Origin of the sequence: Pseudomonas frederiksbergensis (genome assembly GCF_900105495.1) — a bacterium.
In the GTDB taxonomy this organism is placed as follows: domain Bacteria; phylum Pseudomonadota; class Gammaproteobacteria; order Pseudomonadales; family Pseudomonadaceae; genus Aquipseudomonas; species Aquipseudomonas frederiksbergensis.
On record NZ_FNTF01000002.1, the window covers coordinates 3,313,020 to 3,330,077 of the forward strand.

A 17,058-nucleotide genomic window follows, 5' to 3' on the forward strand; every position below is an offset into this window, starting at 1 on the left:
ATGGGGGCTCTGACGAAAGCTGAGATGGCGGAACGTCTGTATGAAGAGTTGGGCCTGAATAAACGGGAGGCCAAGGAATTGGTCGAACTGTTTTTTGAAGAAATCAGGCACGCTCTTGAAGACAACGAACAAGTCAAATTGTCCGGTTTCGGCAATTTCGACCTTCGGGACAAACGCCAGCGGCCTGGCCGCAATCCGAAAACGGGTGAAGAAATCCCGATCACGGCTCGCCGTGTGGTCACCTTTCGTCCAGGGCAGAAGTTGAAGGCCCGAGTTGAGGCTTATGCTGGAACCAAGTCATAACGACGAACTACCCGTCATCCCAGGTAAACGCTACTTCACCATTGGTGAAGTCAGCGAGCTGTGTGCGGTAAAACCACACGTGCTGCGCTACTGGGAGCAGGAGTTTCCTCAACTCAACCCCGTCAAACGCCGCGGAAACCGCCGGTATTATCAGCGACAAGACGTGCTGATGATCCGGCAGATCCGCGCGCTTCTTTACGATCAGGGGTTCACCATCGGCGGCGCACGCTTGCGTTTATCCGGCGATGAAGCCAAAGATGACACGACCCAATACAAGCAAATGATCCGCCAGATGATTGCCGAGCTGGAAGATGTTCTGGTGGTACTCAAGAAATAAATTCCTGCTTTTAAATACTTCCAGTTTTCAAAAGCTTGCGATATATTCTTGAGCGTTCTTCGAGAAGAGGAACGGATTTAACGCCTAGTCGGGGCGTAGCGCAGTCCGGTAGCGCACTAGCATGGGGTGCTAGGGGTCGAGTGTTCGAATCACTCCGTCCCGACCATATAATTCAGTGTCTTAGGCCAGTGTTCACAGCACTGGCCTTTTTCATGTGCGTGACTTTTGCGTGACTTCTCTAATTTTCACGCCTGCTTCCTCTTCAGAATTGTCAGTACCGGTCCACGCGAATCGGTTGCTGAGACCATGTTCGCAGCTTCAATCAGATGCCCGAGCTCAGCACCCGAGTAGTGACTGGTGATGCTGCCGTTCTTGTGGCCAAGAAGAGCCTTGCGGTCTTCCTCGGTTACTCCAGCTGCGCGCAGCCGACGGCCAAATGTGTGTTTGAGGTCATGGATCCTTATGGATGCATAACCTGGGTGAGCGGGGCGAAGGTTTTCCTCCTGCCAGAGTTTCGCCGCTCTCACCCGCGCCTTCTTCCAAGCCGTGTCATTCATTCGATGCATCGCGGTGCCGTTGTAAGGGAAAACCCATTCCTTGCTCACACCGCGTTGTTTCTCGATGATGGACTTAGCCACGTTGTTGAGCACGACCAGCCGCTCGTCACCGTTCTTCACTCCAGCCCGTTCGTGTCTGCCGCCAAAATCAGCCGGAATCAGAAACACGCTGGTCCCGAGCTCCGGCACCGAAATTTCCCAATCCCATCGCAGTTTGCAAACCTCCTGCTCCCGGGTGCCGGTGTTCACCTTGAACAACGCCATTGTTTGCAGGTGGGCCGGCAGTTCCGCAAATAGAATCGACTGCTCCGGCCACGACATCGGGTACGGCTTGCGGCTCGACTTCTTCTCTTCCAGCTTCGTGAGCATCGGCACGCTATCTAGCCACGGCCTGCGCTCATCATCTCGCCACTTCCTGGCACACAACGACAAAACCCGAACCACACGCTCGATCGAGATATTCACCGTCCTGTTGCTGACACCTTTCTTTACCTTGCCGCCCTCAAGCTTCTTTGTCGCCAGCCTGTCCTTGATGAACGGCGCTAAGGCCTGGTCATCAATGTGGGTCAGCGGTATATCGCCTATGAACGGGTCCAATTGAGAAAGGTGGTGAGCTGAAAGCTTGATTGAAGGTTGATCCTTGAACTCCAGCAGGAAGCGTGTTGCCGCCTCCCGCCAGATCCTGACCTTCTTTACGCCGTACACCTTCTGTTGCCGGATCTGCTCCAGCCGGTAGATCAGGTAGCGCTCCGCTTCTTCCCGGTCACCAGTTCCAGTGCTTTCGTAAAGTCGTTCTCCATTGATTTTCTTGTCGATATGCCAGATGCCTTTCCTCTCGGAGAGGCCTGTGATCGATTTTCGCGCCATGATTTATCTCCTTTCTGGCGCTCGCTGCGGGGCGATTGTTGCTCCGAAGCGCCATTTTTATCAATTGCCTTTGCTGCGACATAGGCCGTAGCCCAGTCGTCGAGCTCTTCCCGGTCGAAGCCAACACCGCGCTCGCCGATCGGGAACTCGCTGACATAGGGGCGGACTGTTTTGTCGAACTCAGCGCGACACATGCCCAGATAGATGGGCGCGGCACCGGCACGGATGAAGCGGGGAAGGATGTTTTCGCGCCGGGGCCGGAAGGGCGCCTGCGCCAGTTCTGCAGACATAAGTGCTCCATGCCGCGCGTGGCGGCAGAGGGTGGGAATGGGTTACGCCGCTCGCTTGCCGTCGGCGTCGAGCTTGTAATAGTTGCGGCAGTTGCAGCGCGGGCAGACCAGATCGCGAGCACCGCTGAGCCATTTGCTCGGCACGCATACGCGTTCGCTGTGCAGGTGCTTGTTCCGGCAGCGAGTGCACTGCACTTTCTGTTCTTCAGACATAGGGATTCCTCGCCCGCCGTTCACCGGCAGGCTGGTAGGTGGAAGAGGGGTTAGGCTGCTGTTTTGGAGGCCAGCTCGCAGTCAGCGGCCAGTTTCAAAAGGTTGAGGGTTGTCGGCCTGAAGCTTCCGGTGTCCGGGTAGCCTTCAAACTCATGCCCTTCAGGGTGCGCCTCGAACGGACCGTGCCAGAACCAGTTCGATTTCCAGTCAGCCCATACGGTGTACGCGTCCAGACCTTCACCCCAATAGTCGGTGCCGCCGCCGACACTCCATACGTGGCTCACACGGGTACGCTGGCTGTACGCAAGCTCACTGGGTTCGTCTTTGTCGATCCAGGCGCGTCGATAGTGACCGGGGTGCAACTGAAACAGGCGCTTGCTCAGCTTCTTCTCGATGCGAGCTTTCATCACCGTGGCCCCTTGTAGATGAGCCAGGCCATGTAGGCGAGGGCATAAACTGGGATGATCATGGCGTTACCCTGGATGCGATGACCTCATCGAGAAGCGCCTGAGGGAGTTTTGCGGCAAACTTCCCCTCCGACCACGACAGTGGCTCAGACTGTCGGATCACCTCGTTTAGCAGGTCGAATGCCGCCACGACCTGCTCATCCCGGATCTCACCGTCTTCCGGCAGGTCATCGCAGAAGACGTCTGACGGGTCAATTTCGCTCGGCATGTTCGGCTCACAGATGCAAAGCTGCAGGCCGGCCAGATCGATATCGTTGTCGATGATGTGGTCGCGCAGGCTGTCTTCATCGAAGAAGTACGTATCTCCATCGAAGATAACCAGTGGCTCGCCGGACCACTCCTTGACGGGCATCGCCGCGAACTTCGCTTGGCGACTTTTCTGATAGCACTGCTTGCACCAACTGCGCACTTCGAAGATTGAGTGATCTGGATTCTTCTCGCAGCGGCGATGAGTAGAGCCGCAATATCGGGCCATATGCTCATCATTACCCCAGAAACGACCATCAGCGCCGACCCAGCCGGTGACGGTTTGAATGCTGGCCGCTTCCGGCGATTCGTACATCACAACCTTTTCTTCAGGCATGACTGTTCCTTTGCCGCTATAGCGGCTATCAAATTCACATGAGGGAGAGGTATCGTTGCCGCCATAAAAAAATGGAGGTGTGATGTGGTCGTACACGGAATTGAATATCAGTTTTGCAACGCATCGAGCGTTGTCGAAGGCCACGATGGCCTTGCACTGGAGTGTTGGCGAGGTGACCGCGGGCCGGTTTTTGAAATCTTTCGAAACGATGAAACACTGCGTTTTGAAGTAACCCTGTTCGAACAGGATGTTCCACTCGAGCTGCTTGAGTACGCCGTCCCAATCGCCCGCGATCGGTTAGGGGATTTTGATCCTCTATAGCGGCTGACTTTGAAGGGGGAGGGATGTAGCTGGTTGTGTGCACATAGAATATGATCGGCACATTTTTAGCTACGGCATGAGGAATGTATGCGTAATAAGCTTGCTTGGGTGGGTACGATATTTACGGCAATTTACTTAGTCGGCTTTACCTGGTTTATTTTTGATCGTTTGCCTCAGCTTCAAACTATGGAGCTAAACAGTGTTGGAGACTTCTTGGCTGGGGCCTTCGGGCCAATAGCTTTTTTCTGGTTGATATTGGGCTTTATGCAGCAGGGAGCAGAGCTTCGTGTTAGCGCTGATGCGCTTCGGATGCAGGCTGATGAGCTCAAGGCTTCAGTACAACAGCAGACAGCACTTGTAGCTGCTCAACAACTTAGTTTAGAAAATCATGAGAGATCGCTGGAACCTTTACTTCAGTTGAAATATACGAACAATCATGAGAACGAAGGCGACTACTATTCGGGGTTTTCACTAACCAATATTGGTAGTTATTGTGAGGGTGTTAATGTTGTTTTGTCTATTGACGGAGTTGATCAGTACCCAATTGGCTTGGAGCCATTATACAATGGCGTGGATCGTGTTTTTCTTTTGCATGATGTGTCTGATGATTATCGTAAGTTGTTTGTTAAGGTTAATTATGTGAAGTTAAGCGGTCGCGCAAATCATCAAAAATTTGAGCTCTATACGTACCATGATGAGGACGGTTCAGGTGTCGGCGTTAAAAAAGTTTCTATCAAAGACACGGAAACCATCACGCAATAGCCGCTCGCGTTGAAATCTCTTTCATCTACAGATCATGGGCATTCACAACCGTCATGCCGAGTCGTTCAGCGATCAGCACTTCGAGGCGGGCGCCCTTTGAATGCTCCCAGCCCGGGAGCGTGGCCACGTTGTCGCAGTCCATCAAGTCGGCGATATCGCGGCGCATGCAGTCGTTCCAGGAGTCGCCGTCAGGGTTGGGTTCGGCGGGGTTGGTGACGGTGTGGCCGTCGGCGCGCAGGTTGGCGGTCATTGCGGCGAAGGCAGGGAAGTTGAGGGCGGGCAGGCCGGTCATTGGCCCGCGGAGGTAGAAACGCTTCATGCTGTCACCGCGACTGGCTGGCGAAACACTGGAAGGGCACCGGCTTGTTCGCGCACAACCTTCATGCCTTCGTCGTCGTAACCCCATATGTTGCTTTCATCGAAGGACCGCTCGGGCCCGAGATAGCCAGGGTGCATCGGCTCGCCGGTACAGATGTAGTCCCGGAACGCCTTGACCACATCCTTCAGCATGCCGCCGTGAGTGAACCCGCGCCACCGGCCACCCCACACCGTTTCATGCGTGAAGACGCGCTTCCCGCTGTAGTAATCGATGAACCAGACCTTGCCGCGGTGATCTACTTCCATGCTGGCGTAGCGATTCACGGTCTGGCTGTAAAAGAACCGGCGGCCGTGGTCGGCGATGATCTGGATTGCCTGATTCACTTGCTCGGCGCGCTGGCGCTTCAGGGCAAGTTTGTTTTCTTTGCGCATGGGGCGTCCTATGCCGGGTCATGCCCGGGCGATGGGGAGAGGGAAAAGGGAGCTGCTGCCACAACTAATTACGTAAATCGCCTTTCGCTTTTTTTGGTCGCAGTAACATCAGCGGTCGCCGGATATGCCGGTTCGTTGATAGGCGGTAAACGCTGATGTTTCGACTTCTAGAAGATCTGCTGCTACAGCTCCTGACCGACCAAGTGATAACCCTTTTGGGTCGACTCATCGAATGGCTCAACACGATGCCGTGGCAGGCCTTATTCGCGTGATTACGCTGCAGCGGCTAGGCGTTCAATTGCGCGCCAAGGATCGTTAGCCCGGGGCAGTGCTGCCATCGGAGGCGGGCTGACGGTGTTGCGGTCGCAACGTGATGTCAATATGCTCTCATCCTCAAGCAAGGAGGTGAGCCGTGAGCAAATATGCGCCGTTAGCAGACTATCTGAGAGCCCAGGCCCTCGACTCCGTTAAGCTGGGATTTGCTCAGATTGATATGTTAGTCAATGGTCTACCGCCCAGCGCAAGAAACCATGACGCTTGGTGGGCTAACTCGCGGACGGATGACACTCATTCTTGGGCGCACCAGTGGATCGCTGCTGGGTGGGAGTGCGGGTCGCTTGATAGGGTAAATGAAACAGTAGTTTTTCAGCGCATTCTAGCTGGCTTAAAAAACAAGTGCAGAGCTTCTGGTGGGTCAACCACAAGCAGACTTTTAAATCTGAGTTTGAAGGCGGTTATATCTGGTCACCCAAAACTAACAAGAACGGGGCCCGCAATAGAACATACGATAATTTGACACAGGTGAAGGCTGGCGATGTTGTTGTGTCCTACGCTGATGGAAAAATCAAAGCCATCGGTGTCGCCAAACAGCATTGTTCTGAGGCTTTGAAGCCTGAAGAGTTTGGCTCGGCAGGCGCCAACTGGGCTGACCGTGGGTGGCTTGTGCCGATCGAATGGACTGCTTTGTCTTCTCCTATTTCTCCAAAGAGCCATATCGCCCGCGTTCAGCCATTGTTACCTAGTAAGAGTTCCCCCCTGCAAGCAAACGGAAATGGAAATCAAGGCTGCTACCTAGCAGCGATTTCATCGGAGCTAGGCCATCTGGTTCTTGATGTAGCCAGCAAACTTAACCCAGATGTAGTTCAGTCAATCCAGGACCTAAAACAACTGGTAGAGGCAGACGTCGCCGAGGATGAAATTCAGGCCTCTGAAGCCATTCCTGAAACAGAGAAAGAGCAACTGATTCGATCTCGACGCGGGCAGGGCGTTTTTCGTTTGCGAGCCTTGGCGATCGAATCGCGGTGCCGTATCACAGGTGTTGAAGATCAAAGTTTTTTGATAGCTAGTCACATCAAACCCTGGAAGGACTGCGCTAATGATGAGCGTTTAGATGGTTGCAACGGCCTAATGCTGGCGCCTCACATCGATAAGCTATTTGATCGCGGATGGATATCTTTTAGTGATAATGGAGACCTGCTGTCAGTGCCCGGGGCGGAACAGGTGATGGCGGCATGGAATGTTGACCTGAAGAAAAATGTCGGGAAGTTCAGCGTGGGACAGTGCCGTTATCTTGAGCACCACCGAAATAAAGTGTTTAAAGGCAGCATTGAAGCGAGGAGCTGATTCGGAGGGGGGCTTTTATTGCGCATACAGGATCCTTGCCCGCTGGCGTGATTCGTTGAGGTGGGGTATTTGTGTGGGGTTTTATCTAAAGTGCAGCGGGCTTGTTGGCGCGTAGGAATGTTCAGCGAAGTGGAGTGGGAAATTGGGTAGGGATTGGTTGGTTTGGGCGCTTTGTTTCTCTTTGTTTGCCTCTGGGATTGTTTTTTCAAAAATTGTCCCTGGGCAGTTGGGTTTGACAGACTTTATTGGGATGATTTCTGCTTTAGGAACTTTGGCTGCGGCAATTGCAGCTTGGCAAAGTGCTAAAATTTCTGCGCAAATGGCCGCTGGAAGTCGTAGTAGCGAAAGACTAAGTAATTCGGCAGAGCACCGAAAGCAATTCGATGAAATGCTGACTCAGACTGAGCTGGATTTAGGTGTTGTTTTTTATGATCGTATTACTTTGTATGATAGGGTTTTTCCTACTAATCGGAATCCGTTGTTGCAGTTTAAAGTAGAAGGTGACTTGGAGAAGCTTGAGAGTTGGAAGAGGTCATATTTTTCAGTAATTGAATATCTTCGTCATCCTGGAGATCTGCTGATTGAACGATGGATGGTTTTGGTTATGATTTTGACTAGTGAGATATGTGTGCGCAATGTCTCAGTGGAGACTGAGCAAGTTTATATGAGTGGCTATACACCAAGTGGCTTTAATGAGGAAAATGTGAGTAGGTATATAGGTAACTTGTGTTCGGTGCTAGGGCGCATCAGTAAGTTTGGAATGATTGATGCTGATTTGCACCTGATGGCGGAATCAAGTCGTTTTGAAGAAGCATTCAAGAGTTTTATTATTAAAGTCAAAAGCGGGATGACCCCGCACGCGTTTCGTTCGACGTCCAAAAATACGATCTGAAGCGTTTCTGAATAAGACTTAAGCGTCCATGGCAAAGCGCCACATCACTGGCTAGGAATGTGGAATATGAGTATTTGTGTTTCGACCCGGCATGGAGCCGGATCAAGGAGACGATTGTGATCATTGGTGAAAAGTTTATTTTTGAAGTTGGCGATCCTGTAGTCGATCAACACGCGGTGGACTGCCGAATCGGCATCGTCGTTGATATCGAAAGCAATCAGAATGGAGAGACGGTTCTCGTAGTAGAAACTGACGGAACGCCGGGGGAGATTTGGCGGGTCTTGGATGCAAATGCTGTGCTTCCCTAGAGAGCCATCTCAACCTGCATTTCCCGTCGCCAAATTGGTGAACTATTGTGCGACTCGATCCGGTCGGCGATGACGTTGGCGCGTTGACCGGCGGTTGGCGGGGCGTACATACCGAACCGGCTGATGCTGCCTCCGTTCACTGCGGCGTTTGTCGAGTCGGCTGAAGTGAAGGGCAGGTTTTGGAAGATTGCTGGGTCGAGCATGCGCAGGCCGTGAAGGCGGCACGTTGGCCTCCCGTGTTCGTCGCAGATTGCATCCATCGCCGCGCCGATTCGTTTCCACCATGACGCTGTGTCTGGGCTTGCCCACTGACCGGAACTGCCGATAGCCACTGTTGGCCATTTACTCGCCAGCCGCTGCAACCTATCAAGCGTTTCATGAAGGTGCCAGACCGGGACACCTCGTAATTCCTCGGGCCAGGCCGCGATAAGCGTGTCGTTCGCAAACTCGTCACCGTCGATCACGTCCGGGATGAGTGCCCAGTCGAAACCGGGATGCCGGTGCCACTGCTCAACCCAGCGGGTATATCCGTCGACGTCAAGGGTGCCGCCTTTCTTCCAGACTGAAAACGCGCCGTTGTCGAAGACAAATGACTGACAGACGTCGGCGACAATGCCCATGTCGTCCTTGCGTGGAAACGGCACCAGCGCATGCCGGCCGCCGAGGAAGCGGGCACCGTCCTGACGAGTCCCGCCGATCGGGGTTCCATGATAGTGAATCATAAATATTCCTGTAGACGACTGAATCTCGACGGCATCGGGGGGCAGTTATGGCTTTCTGGGCAAAAATATGAGATTTTTCGAGTCTATTTATCAGCGTAGGTAGCTAGTCAATGAAAGTCTTTGTCAGTTGGTCTGGTCAAAGAAGCAAGGCTGTTGCTGAATTAATAAGTGATTGGATAAAGTGTGTTCTACAGGCTTCACAGCCTTGGATTTCGACGAGAGATATTGATAAGGGTGCCATTTGGTTTTCTGAGATTGCAGATCAACTAAAAGATACTGCTGCTGGGATTGTTTGTTTGACTCAAGAAAACAAAAATAAACCTTGGATACTGTTCGAAACTGGAGCACTGGCCAAAGGTCTGAGCACTAACAGAGTGTGTACATTTTTGATAGATCTTGAATCAAGCGAAATCGAAGATCCACTGGCCCAGTTTAATCATACGTTTCCTGAAAAAGTTTCAATGTGGGGACTTATCTCATCTTTGAATACTTGCTTGGATTCTAATAAATTAGAAGAAAGAGTTCTCCGTCAAGTCTTTGATACGTACTGGCCTCAGTTTGAATCTAAGTTTCAACTGGCGCTTGATCTTAATCCGCTAGGGGTGGAGGTCGTTCCACGATCGGAAGAAAGTATGCTTGCTGAAATTTTGGCAAATACTCGATCTCTTTCTAATAGGATCAGGGATCTAGAGTCGAGAGTTGTGTCGTCTGAAGACCGAGTTCCAGAATTCAATTTCGATGAAAAAGCTTCTTACTTGAAAGCTTTGATAGAACAAAGTGTGCCGGTAGAAAAAATAATAAGTGTTGCAGATCAGTTGAATTTTCCTAGGGAAAATTTGGATTTGTTATTAAGAAAGTTCCGAAAGGGGACAGTCCTTAAGAGTAGTTTAAGTCATGGTGTGCAGGTTGGCCCGATAACTGCTGCCTAAAGCTATGCATATTCAATCTCAACTCTCACCGTTGACGCGCAGGATATAGTAGTGGCAATTTAGGTTGCGGTAAGTTATCACGGCGGACCGGCAATAGAGCCGGAAGACTTCCTCCGTCGGCTCCTGCTCCTGCTCCAATTTTTCGGCCATGGCCTGCCTCTTCAATTCCTGGGCTGGTATATCCAGCCATGTCTGTCGTCGGCGCGGGCTTGCTCCAGTCAGTCACCGTCCTCCGTGACCGGATGCGACAGTGGGGTGTGGTTATGCTGCTTTTTGATGATTGCAGGCGTTGCCGATTTGGATTACACCGCTTGTTGGCAAGTCGCCATCATCAAGCAGGGAAGTAAAATGGCTGTTTATACGCTCTGGAAAAAGGCTGATTCCAATGAGTATCATTTGTTCCAAGGGGAGTGGATCGCAGGGGAAGTGAATGTGAATTGCTCAGTCCCTTTCAAATCGATATGTAAGAAAATGAACAACACTGAAGGCGGCGGCCAAGAATTTGGTTGCAAGCCCGAGGCAGAGGCTCGGATCGCTTGCGCAGCTAAAGGGCGGGCGGTCTGTGGAACATGCGTTAGTCACTTGTACACGACACCAAGCTAAGCGGTTACAGGCAGGCGGCTAATCGTCTTCTGGCGGCGCAACAAACGCGTCGAGCATTTCCGCGACACGTTTACTGACTGTTATTTCGTGTCGCGGAGTGCGCATTGCGTCTGTCGAGCCTTCGGGGCCCAGGGCGTGCGCATTGAGGATCAAGTTCTGAATAGCTTCGTTCTGCTCGCCGACTTGATGCCAGGCCATCAGGTCAGCCAACATCTTCTCGATGCCTGGACGAACCCGGTGCCTCAGCTCTTTTTCTGCGTAGATCTCGCGTTTGGCCGCAGCCAACGCCGATCGCTCACGTGCTGTCATGGCCATTTCAGTAGTCCACTGAGTAGAAGTCGTAATTCGGGCTCGACCTCCAGCGCTGGCAGAAGAGGTCAGCAGGAAGCCATTTGTGACCCAGGTAGGCGATCCACTCATCCGGCTGCGTGAGCACGACACGGTTAAGCTTGTCGTTATTCATCCAGCGAGGGATCAGTTGCCAGTTATGAGCAGTGTGGAGCCCCGATACTCGCTTACCCTGCAGCGGGAGCATGTGATCAATGGCCCAGCGGATGCCGGTTGCTTTCTCTCTGTCGGCTCGCAACAAGCAGAGTTCTCGCCAAACAAACCGGTCAAACTCTTCGTTGAAGGTGGGCGTTCTCTGCTTTTGCGATGCGTATCGCTTGAGGCCGTGCTGCCTTGCCATCTCCCGACGACTAGGTATGTTGTTTCTGGCTTTCCAGTCTTCGTACTCTTCGCTGAGTCCTGGTCGAGTGCTCAGCACTTGCCGGCTCAGGCTATTTGGATCGTTTTTGTAGAGAACCTTGCAGTAAGCGTCGTAGGCAGCGCCTTCTTTCTCAAGCTGCTGCTCACGTGTCAAAGCATTCCAGAGAGCCTTTTCGGCAGCGCGGACTCGCTTTTTCTCTGTATACGTCAGCACGCGACTGACTCCATCCCACTTCGGTAGCGTTATTTTTACTGTCATTGGCGGCCTCTATCCCTGATATCCCGCTTGGCAGTATATCCAGCCAGGTTTGTCGTTTGCGTTGTTGTGACCGGCTCTTCATCGAAACGTCGGCTCCAGCTTCGGATAATCGATGTCGTAATCCTTGATCAACCGGTAGAGCAGCGTTGAGCTGATGCCCAGGGCTGCGCAGCATCGCGTTCGGTTCATGCCTTTGGCTATGCAGTCCTTCACCTGGGTGACCAGCAATGCATCGGATTCAAGCGCCGTCTTGTTCGGCGCGAAAGCCTTCTTCGGGCCGGCGGTGAACTCAATGGCGTAGCGCGCAGCAATGCCCCGAAGAACCCCCATCGTTATACTTTCTTGCTCGCATATTTCGGACCTGGTCAGTTTCTTGGCCAAGGCGCGGATCCGCGAAATCTGCTGCGACGTTTCGGATTTCACCGCGGGCCGTTGGAAGTTCGGAGGCTGGCGGATAAAGACCTGAGGGGCGCATTGGACTCCGGAGCGTGGATCTCTCCGCCCATGGCCAGGAACTGCGCGACTCGGGCGGCGAGTTCGTTGGCCACCGGCTGGCGCTCGTTGATGATGTTGAGGTGGTTGCTGATCATGCGGCCACCTTTACCAGCCTCACGCCGGCCATGCTGAACTTGGAGCCCTGATTCGCGACAAGAGCATCGAGCGCTTCCCAGTTGACAGACAGAATCGATAGAGGGGCCTGGCCGCAAGCCACGGCTTTGACCAGCACCTCAAGATCGAAGACCTCGGCCTGCATATTCACCGCTGGTGCCGTCACAGGTTTGGATGCCGCCTGATGCATTGTTGGCGCTGCTCTTACTGGCGCGGGTGTCACTACAGGTGCAGTTTCAACAACAGGCGCGACGGCCAATTTGGCCTTTTCATCGTCGGCGATCCGCTGCAGCTCTTCCTCACGAATTTGCTTCCGAGTGGCTTCGGCTTTCTCTTCCTCGGCTTTCTCATGCTCCGATATCCGAAATTTGATCAGCGTCACCAGGTCGTCATTGGCTTTTGTCACCAACTGCTGGATGTCGTTGAACAGGAACGCGTGGTCGGTGGCGAGCTCGGCCAGGCTGGTCAGGTTCAGACGAATGCAGTCAGCTGCCTGGCTCGCATCGATCTTTGCCCGGGCCAGCTCGGTATCAACAGCATCCTGCAGACTGGCGATGGTGCGCTTGTTTTTCATGGCGCCAGCAAAGTCAGCGGCCACGTTTGGAAGAACCACTTTGCCCAGGGTCTTGTTAATCGCGGCGATGTGATCAATCAGCGCCTGTTCGGCCTTCTGTTTTATGTTGGTCTTCACCAGCAGTTCCTGCGCCTTCACCAGCTTGTCTACTTTCAGGCGAGTTTCGCGGGCATGTGCCGAGACGCGATCCAGCGACGAGAACAGCTCGTCGATGGTTGCGGTTTGCGACAGCGCCTGCTTCTTCGCCGCGGCGACGGCTTCTTCCACATCGCCGCACCATTTCACGGCCTTCTTGGCGTCCGCGAAGTCCTGGTCCGTTTGCAGCGTGGTTTTCACCGAGTCGATGACCGCCAGTGCTGATTGCTCGAACAGCTTGAGGTTGCTCGCGGTAACCATGCCGGTGAGTTCGATACGCAGCGCTGGCAGTTCGTCGGGCGCCTTGCCGACGACGATCGAAGGGGCATCAGCCACTACATGGACGCCGAGGTCCGCTTCGAACTGCTTCCAGCCTTCGATCAACTGTTCGGCGCGGCCAGCGACCGGACGGTATTCCATGCTGACGAAGTTCTCGGCGGTGCCGTCTGAGCAAACGAAGATCACTCGCTCGGCGCCGCTGACCAGCAGCTGTTGCTCAAGTTGCCAGTAATAGTGCGGGGCCAGGTTTTCAGCCTTCACCTGGGCGACCAGCGATTCGTTCCAGAGCTTGTGCTCAAACAACGTCTCGCCGAGCATCGTCGCGCCGTCCATTGAGGCCAGCAGATTTCCCAGCGTGCCAACAACCGGATACAGCTCTTCGCCGATCATCGCTTCAACCAGCGGACGGGCTGATGCTTCAGTGGCGTGGCCTTTGTCGAAGATGTACTGCTGCGACGGCGTGACGTCCGGGGTGATGCCGGTCTTCTTCAGGGTCAGCAGGTCGGTGCGGGTCTGGTATTTCGAGGCACCCTTCATTGCAGGGGCTTCGGAGGCGGTGAAGTGTTGAGCGCGCAGTGCGTGCCACTCGGCGGAGCCTTGAGCTACGTTGTGAATTTTCATGCTGCTTCACCTTCGAGTGGCTTGAGCTGGTTAATGGAGTCGATTTGTTCGGCGGTCAGCGTGTATTTGCTGCTGACAGTGGCGATCACTTGCTCGGGAGACTTGCCGCCCTCGATCGCCTTGCGCCATTTCGGCAGGTTCTCTGTCAGCTTCTCGTCGGGATACGCCTCTAGCTCCGTCGGTGCCTCGATCTTGGCTACGCTGGCCAGAGGCTGGCCGTTCTCGCGCTCTTTCGGCATGTCCTGCAGCTCTTCGGCGACCGGCATACCGCGCAACACATCAGGGAATACGTCACGCAAGGCGAAGGCCCGGGCGCGCATCTGGCGCATGCGTTTCGGGTGCTGTGTCCACGGGCCTTGTTTGCCCATCAGGCCTGCCGTTTTTGCATCTTCCATGTCGAAGGTGCGAGCCTGCTCGTCTTCGCCGCGGCGCTTCACCCGGCAAGTGGCCGTGTGGCCGTCGTCGCTCTCGTAGACGTACTCGCACAGAGGCGAGCCGCGCACCAAGGCGATCACTGCGTCGCCCCAAAGCGCTGGCCGCCCGTTGATGACCGCGATGTTCTGCATTGCTTGCAGCGGTTGCAGGCCCAGCTCCAAACCCCACTGGATTGCAACCAAGATGTTGCCCGGGTTGCCGAGGAACTCTTTCGGCACGATGGTCGACTTGGCCAGGATGTCGGCGAAAGCCATTGCCTCGGTAAGCGACGACGGCGTCAGGCTGAAGCTTTGCTTTGTGGTTAATTCGGACACGAGCGAATCCTTGCCGCGATGCACGCAGCGTTTGAAGTTGTGGGTTATTGAGTGAGCTGCGAGCAGTAGGCGCTTGCCAGCATCCAGGCGGTAAAGAAGAGCAGGGCGATGGCTGAGCCGCGCCAGAACCAAAAGCGCTTTGCGCGCTGATAGGCAGTCATGGCCGAATTCTCACCGCGATCCGGCCGCCTTTCATGGTTGCCGCCAGACGGCGTGGCAGGCTGGCAACTAGGGCTTCGCGAGACCTGCCAATCACCTCGTTGAACGGTAGGCCAAAACCCAGCAGGACCAGCTTCGATTCGATCTCGTCGAGCTGCTCGTCGATCAGTGATTTAACCGATGCAGTACTCAAGTGGAAGTCCTCTTCAAGAAATCATTGCGCTCGCAGAACTTCGCATCAAGCGCATCGCGGAAACGGTTTGCCGTGGCGCGATCGATAAGCTCGGCGATTTCGGCCAATTCGATCATGCCCATAACAAACGTTCGGTCCGGCACCGGGTTGAAAGAGCGCGAAAGTCTCGCTATCTCGAACTCAATACAGGCAATAGCTTTCTGGGTGCTCACAGCTCGCTGTCCTCGGCTTGGGCGATCAGAGCTTCATCGGCCAGTGGCTCAAGTAGCGCCTCGGCGATTTCGCCAAGCTTGCCCAGTGGGTGATCGCTGGGACCCAGCAGTTCGGCTGTAGCGGTCTTGTCGGCCAGTCCTCGCTCGGCGGTGATGATCAGCCAGCCAAGCGCAGAGGTCTGAACCTTGCAGTCAGCAAGGCGATTGTTGACGTACTCATCAACCGCCAGCGCGAATTGATCCGCCGTCACGCCGTGTGGCTGGCGCATGCGGCGCTGGATGATCACGTCAGAGCCTCGCATCAGGTCCTCGGCAGCGTTGTAAAGCCATTCAGAGCGAGCTGTATTCGGCGGGCTACTACTCACTGGAGGCGGCATGCGGGGCTGGTGTTTAATCTGCGAACTATGCGGGGTGTTCATGATCGCCTCCAGATGGGCGAGGTGGAGTAGGCGAGGACCACCCATCCGTTTTAAACATATTGACCGCAGCCAATGCGGCGGGATTCATCGGCCATGCGGGCCTTTCGTCAACAAAACTCGGCTGCACTCATCCGTTCCGCTGGTTGCCGTTGGGCGCGGAGGGGAGTGCATGCGGATTTAGTCGGGAAGGTGCCCAGGCTCGCTACTGGCGACGGCCTGGGTTTGCAGCATCAAGTTGTCTTCGTGCGCTGGGGTGGCCTACCGGAACTCCGGCCGATGTGCGGTGACATCGACGGCCTACTGTCCGCTGCCTGTATGGGTGTTGGGCGCAGCCTTCAGGCTTGCTACGCCACGCGGGGAAGCGTTGGTCTATTTCATGATGGTCATCCTTCAATGCGCGCCGTTGGCATCTTGGCGGGCGCTCGCCGTTCTCTGGTTTGTTGCATGCAGGTGGGCGGTTATAGGCCGCAGTTTCGTCCGCATCGGAGAGTGATCGAAACACCAGGGCGCAACCCCTGCTTGTTTCCCGCCGCGTTTATAGTGTTGGCCGTCTCGCTCATACCGGCTCAGGAGATTCCCGGGGCTTTGCGATCCTAGCGCTGCAGCCCGCTTGGGCACGCTTCGATCACTCTCCGATGCGGCCAGGTGCTGGGGAGTACCAGGTGCTCGGGATGCAGATGGCCGAATAAGGCCGCTACGTCTATTTGTTGAATGCCTCAGCTCCCGCTGGTCCAAGGCCACGTCCGCTTTCATCTACATCCGTCTGCCCACTCATTGAATGGGCAGAGGTGATGCTCAGTCATAAATGCCGTAGCTGAACTCGTCTTCGTCGCAATCGACGAGGATCTTTGAAGAGCCGAAGTAGAGTGCGGCGACCATCTTTTCGAACTCAGAACGGAATTTCAGGGTTTGGCTGATCTTCTCGTTGTCGATCTTCGCGGCGTACACCGATCCGACCTCGCGACCCTTTTCGTCTCGGTCTTTCCCGTGGCGGTCGAAGCTGATGTGGATCGCGTTGTCGAGCAGGTATTCGCTGCGCTCAGAGCTTCTGGAGTAGCTCGTAATCCCGTGATCCTTGGGTTTCTTATCGAAGTAGATGTGCAGGCCGCCGTAGTCGGATGCTTGGAAGCGGATGTCGGGGGCCTCCCAGTGTTCTTCTGCAGCGGACTCTTTGTGGTCCTCTACAAAAGCCTCCAGGAGAGCCTGTAAACTGATCACTTCAGGCATCGCGTCTTTGTTCAGAACCTCATCGATCTGCGTCTGCGCCAAGCGCACCATGTCAGCCTCGACGCCGCTGTTTTCCCACTTTTCTTTCAGTGCAGCGGCGATCATGGCGTTGTAGCGGGTCAGCTCAAAGATTTCAGTGAGATTGGCTGGCAGAGCGGCCTTGATTGCCTCTTCGACCTGCTTGCCCATGTCGCCATAACGACCGAAGCAGTTGTCGACCACGTTCGTGAACATCTTCTTGACGTGCTCGTCGATGATTTCGACCGGCTTGTCGCTGTCCGCAAAAGCAGTGACGCGCTGAGCGAGCAGCGCTTGAAGTGTTTGTTCGCTCATTTGATGCTCCGTGCTTGATTGGTTGATTTCCCGTCTGGCCCTGTCGCCAAGGCC

Annotated in this window: 26 protein-coding genes, 1 tRNA gene and 1 pseudogene; 9 read left to right on the forward strand and 19 right to left on the reverse strand. The window is 54.5% G+C overall.

Translation table 11 applies throughout. From position 1 onward, the window contains the following. From ihfA to BLW70_RS15540, 3 genes are all read left to right on the forward strand, one after another. Positions 1-303: an integration host factor subunit alpha gene (gene ihfA, locus BLW70_RS15530; RefSeq protein ID WP_002553164.1), complete on the forward strand. Its 303-nt coding sequence runs from the start codon at positions 1-3 to the stop codon at positions 301-303. Then, a complete protein-coding gene (locus BLW70_RS15535) occupies positions 284-640 on the forward strand; it encodes a MerR family transcriptional regulator (RefSeq protein ID WP_003179985.1) in 357 nt (118 codons plus the stop codon). Before ihfA ends, BLW70_RS15535 begins: the two co-directional genes overlap by 20 nt. A gap of 89 nt (positions 641-729) precedes the next feature. Beyond that, a tRNA-Pro gene (locus BLW70_RS15540) sits at positions 730-806 on the forward strand. A gap of 79 nt (positions 807-885) precedes the next feature. Here BLW70_RS15540 and BLW70_RS15545 read toward each other — a convergent pair. From BLW70_RS15545 to BLW70_RS15555, 5 genes are read right to left on the reverse strand one after another with little or no spacing between them, the layout of a single operon-like run. After that, positions 886-2,049, reverse strand: coding sequence for a tyrosine-type recombinase/integrase (locus BLW70_RS15545; protein ID WP_235865038.1), 1,164 nt, complete (start codon positions 2,047-2,049; stop codon positions 886-888). Continuing rightward, a complete protein-coding gene (locus tag BLW70_RS31095; RefSeq protein WP_235865001.1) occupies positions 1,935-2,354 on the reverse strand; it encodes a hypothetical protein in 420 nt (139 codons plus the stop codon). The genes BLW70_RS15545 and BLW70_RS31095 overlap by 115 nt, the downstream gene beginning before the upstream one ends. Before the next feature lie 42 nt (positions 2,355-2,396). Then, positions 2,397-2,567, reverse strand: a complete 171-nt coding sequence (locus BLW70_RS30815) for a hypothetical protein (RefSeq protein WP_162842854.1) — start codon at positions 2,565-2,567, stop codon at positions 2,397-2,399. A gap of 50 nt (positions 2,568-2,617) precedes the next feature. Further along, positions 2,618-2,974 (reverse strand): hypothetical protein, encoded by a 357-nt coding sequence (locus BLW70_RS15550; RefSeq protein ID WP_074875322.1) that lies wholly within the window; start codon positions 2,972-2,974, stop codon positions 2,618-2,620. Between the two features lie 58 nt (positions 2,975-3,032). Further along, the gene (locus tag BLW70_RS15555; protein ID WP_074875324.1) at positions 3,033-3,617 is read right to left on the reverse strand and encodes a hypothetical protein; all 585 of its coding nucleotides are present in this window, start codon (positions 3,615-3,617) and stop codon (positions 3,033-3,035) included. Between the two features lie 408 nt (positions 3,618-4,025). Between BLW70_RS15555 and BLW70_RS15565 the strand changes: the two genes are divergently transcribed. Next, the gene (locus BLW70_RS15565; RefSeq protein ID WP_074875328.1) at positions 4,026-4,700 is read left to right on the forward strand and encodes a hypothetical protein; all 675 of its coding nucleotides are present in this window, start codon (positions 4,026-4,028) and stop codon (positions 4,698-4,700) included. 25 nt (positions 4,701-4,725) lie between these two features. Here BLW70_RS15565 and BLW70_RS15570 read toward each other — a convergent pair whose 3' ends face one another. Both BLW70_RS15570 and BLW70_RS15575 read right to left on the reverse strand, forming a co-directional pair. Then, on the reverse strand, positions 4,726-5,019 hold the full coding sequence (locus BLW70_RS15570; protein WP_074875330.1) for a DUF4406 domain-containing protein: 294 nt from the start codon (positions 5,017-5,019) through the stop codon (positions 4,726-4,728). Further along, a complete protein-coding gene (locus BLW70_RS15575; protein WP_074875332.1) occupies positions 5,016-5,450 on the reverse strand; it encodes a hypothetical protein in 435 nt (144 codons plus the stop codon). Before BLW70_RS15575 ends, BLW70_RS15570 begins: the two co-directional genes overlap by 4 nt. A 412-nt stretch (positions 5,451-5,862) precedes the next feature. Between BLW70_RS15575 and BLW70_RS31670 the strand changes: the two are divergent. The 4 genes and pseudogenes from BLW70_RS31670 to BLW70_RS15590 all read left to right on the forward strand — a co-directional run. Continuing rightward, a pseudogene (locus BLW70_RS31670) lies at positions 5,863-6,090 on the forward strand (DUF7662 domain-containing protein); the annotation flags it as partial. Between the two features lie 35 nt (positions 6,091-6,125). Further along, positions 6,126-7,073: an HNH endonuclease gene (locus BLW70_RS15580; RefSeq protein WP_074875334.1), complete on the forward strand. Its 948-nt coding sequence runs from the start codon at positions 6,126-6,128 to the stop codon at positions 7,071-7,073. Between the two features lie 142 nt (positions 7,074-7,215). Then, positions 7,216-7,965, forward strand: coding sequence for a hypothetical protein (locus BLW70_RS15585; protein WP_074875336.1), 750 nt, complete (start codon positions 7,216-7,218; stop codon positions 7,963-7,965). A gap of 116 nt (positions 7,966-8,081) precedes the next feature. Further along, the gene (locus tag BLW70_RS15590; RefSeq protein WP_174553765.1) at positions 8,082-8,273 is read left to right on the forward strand and encodes a hypothetical protein; all 192 of its coding nucleotides are present in this window, start codon (positions 8,082-8,084) and stop codon (positions 8,271-8,273) included. On the opposite strand, the gene BLW70_RS15595 is transcribed toward BLW70_RS15590, so the two are convergent. Further along, a complete protein-coding gene (locus BLW70_RS15595; protein ID WP_074875338.1) occupies positions 8,270-8,995 on the reverse strand; it encodes a hypothetical protein in 726 nt (241 codons plus the stop codon). The genes BLW70_RS15590 and BLW70_RS15595 overlap by 4 nt on opposite strands. A 110-nt stretch (positions 8,996-9,105) precedes the next feature. Between BLW70_RS15595 and BLW70_RS15600 the strand changes: the two genes are divergently transcribed. After that, positions 9,106-9,924 (forward strand): toll/interleukin-1 receptor domain-containing protein, encoded by an 819-nt coding sequence (locus BLW70_RS15600; RefSeq protein WP_074875340.1) that lies wholly within the window; start codon positions 9,106-9,108, stop codon positions 9,922-9,924. 18 nt (positions 9,925-9,942) lie between these two features. Here BLW70_RS15600 and BLW70_RS31295 read toward each other — a convergent pair whose 3' ends face one another. From BLW70_RS31295 to BLW70_RS15650, 11 genes are all read right to left on the reverse strand, one after another. Then, positions 9,943-10,074 carry a hypothetical protein gene (locus tag BLW70_RS31295; RefSeq protein ID WP_268877135.1) on the reverse strand — a complete coding sequence of 44 codons (132 nt, stop codon included), beginning with the start codon at positions 10,072-10,074 and terminating at the stop codon, positions 9,943-9,945. Between the two features lie 471 nt (positions 10,075-10,545). Next, on the reverse strand, positions 10,546-10,842 hold the full coding sequence (locus tag BLW70_RS15610) for a hypothetical protein (protein WP_074875342.1): 297 nt from the start codon (positions 10,840-10,842) through the stop codon (positions 10,546-10,548). Position 10,843: 1 nt separating this feature from the next. After that, positions 10,844-11,449, reverse strand: a complete 606-nt coding sequence (locus BLW70_RS15615) for a hypothetical protein (RefSeq protein WP_139273387.1) — start codon at positions 11,447-11,449, stop codon at positions 10,844-10,846. A 123-nt stretch (positions 11,450-11,572) separates the two neighbouring features. Then, positions 11,573-11,875, reverse strand: coding sequence for a helix-turn-helix domain-containing protein (locus tag BLW70_RS15620; RefSeq protein ID WP_139273388.1), 303 nt, complete (start codon positions 11,873-11,875; stop codon positions 11,573-11,575). Between the two features lie 38 nt (positions 11,876-11,913). Beyond that, positions 11,914-12,084: a hypothetical protein gene (locus BLW70_RS30700; RefSeq protein WP_159439164.1), complete on the reverse strand. Its 171-nt coding sequence runs from the start codon at positions 12,082-12,084 to the stop codon at positions 11,914-11,916. Beyond that, positions 12,081-13,712, reverse strand: coding sequence for a YqaJ viral recombinase family protein (locus BLW70_RS15625; RefSeq protein WP_074875348.1), 1,632 nt, complete (start codon positions 13,710-13,712; stop codon positions 12,081-12,083). The genes BLW70_RS30700 and BLW70_RS15625 overlap by 4 nt, the downstream gene beginning before the upstream one ends. Beyond that, positions 13,709-14,461, reverse strand: a complete 753-nt coding sequence (locus BLW70_RS15630; protein ID WP_074875350.1) for a recombinase RecT — start codon at positions 14,459-14,461, stop codon at positions 13,709-13,711. The genes BLW70_RS15625 and BLW70_RS15630 overlap by 4 nt, the downstream gene beginning before the upstream one ends. A 157-nt stretch (positions 14,462-14,618) precedes the next feature. Next, complete coding sequence (locus BLW70_RS15635) at positions 14,619-14,813, reverse strand: hypothetical protein (protein ID WP_074875352.1); 195 nt, start codon at positions 14,811-14,813, stop codon at positions 14,619-14,621. After that, positions 14,810-15,025: a hypothetical protein gene (locus tag BLW70_RS15640; protein ID WP_074875354.1), complete on the reverse strand. Its 216-nt coding sequence runs from the start codon at positions 15,023-15,025 to the stop codon at positions 14,810-14,812. Before BLW70_RS15640 ends, BLW70_RS15635 begins: the two co-directional genes overlap by 4 nt. Continuing rightward, the gene (locus tag BLW70_RS15645) at positions 15,022-15,327 is read right to left on the reverse strand and encodes a hypothetical protein (RefSeq protein WP_328586402.1); all 306 of its coding nucleotides are present in this window, start codon (positions 15,325-15,327) and stop codon (positions 15,022-15,024) included. Before BLW70_RS15645 ends, BLW70_RS15640 begins: the two co-directional genes overlap by 4 nt. Positions 15,328-16,239: 912 nt before the next feature. Then, the gene (locus BLW70_RS15650) at positions 16,240-17,004 is read right to left on the reverse strand and encodes a hypothetical protein (RefSeq protein WP_074875358.1); all 765 of its coding nucleotides are present in this window, start codon (positions 17,002-17,004) and stop codon (positions 16,240-16,242) included. Positions 17,005-17,058 lie beyond the last annotated feature (54 nt).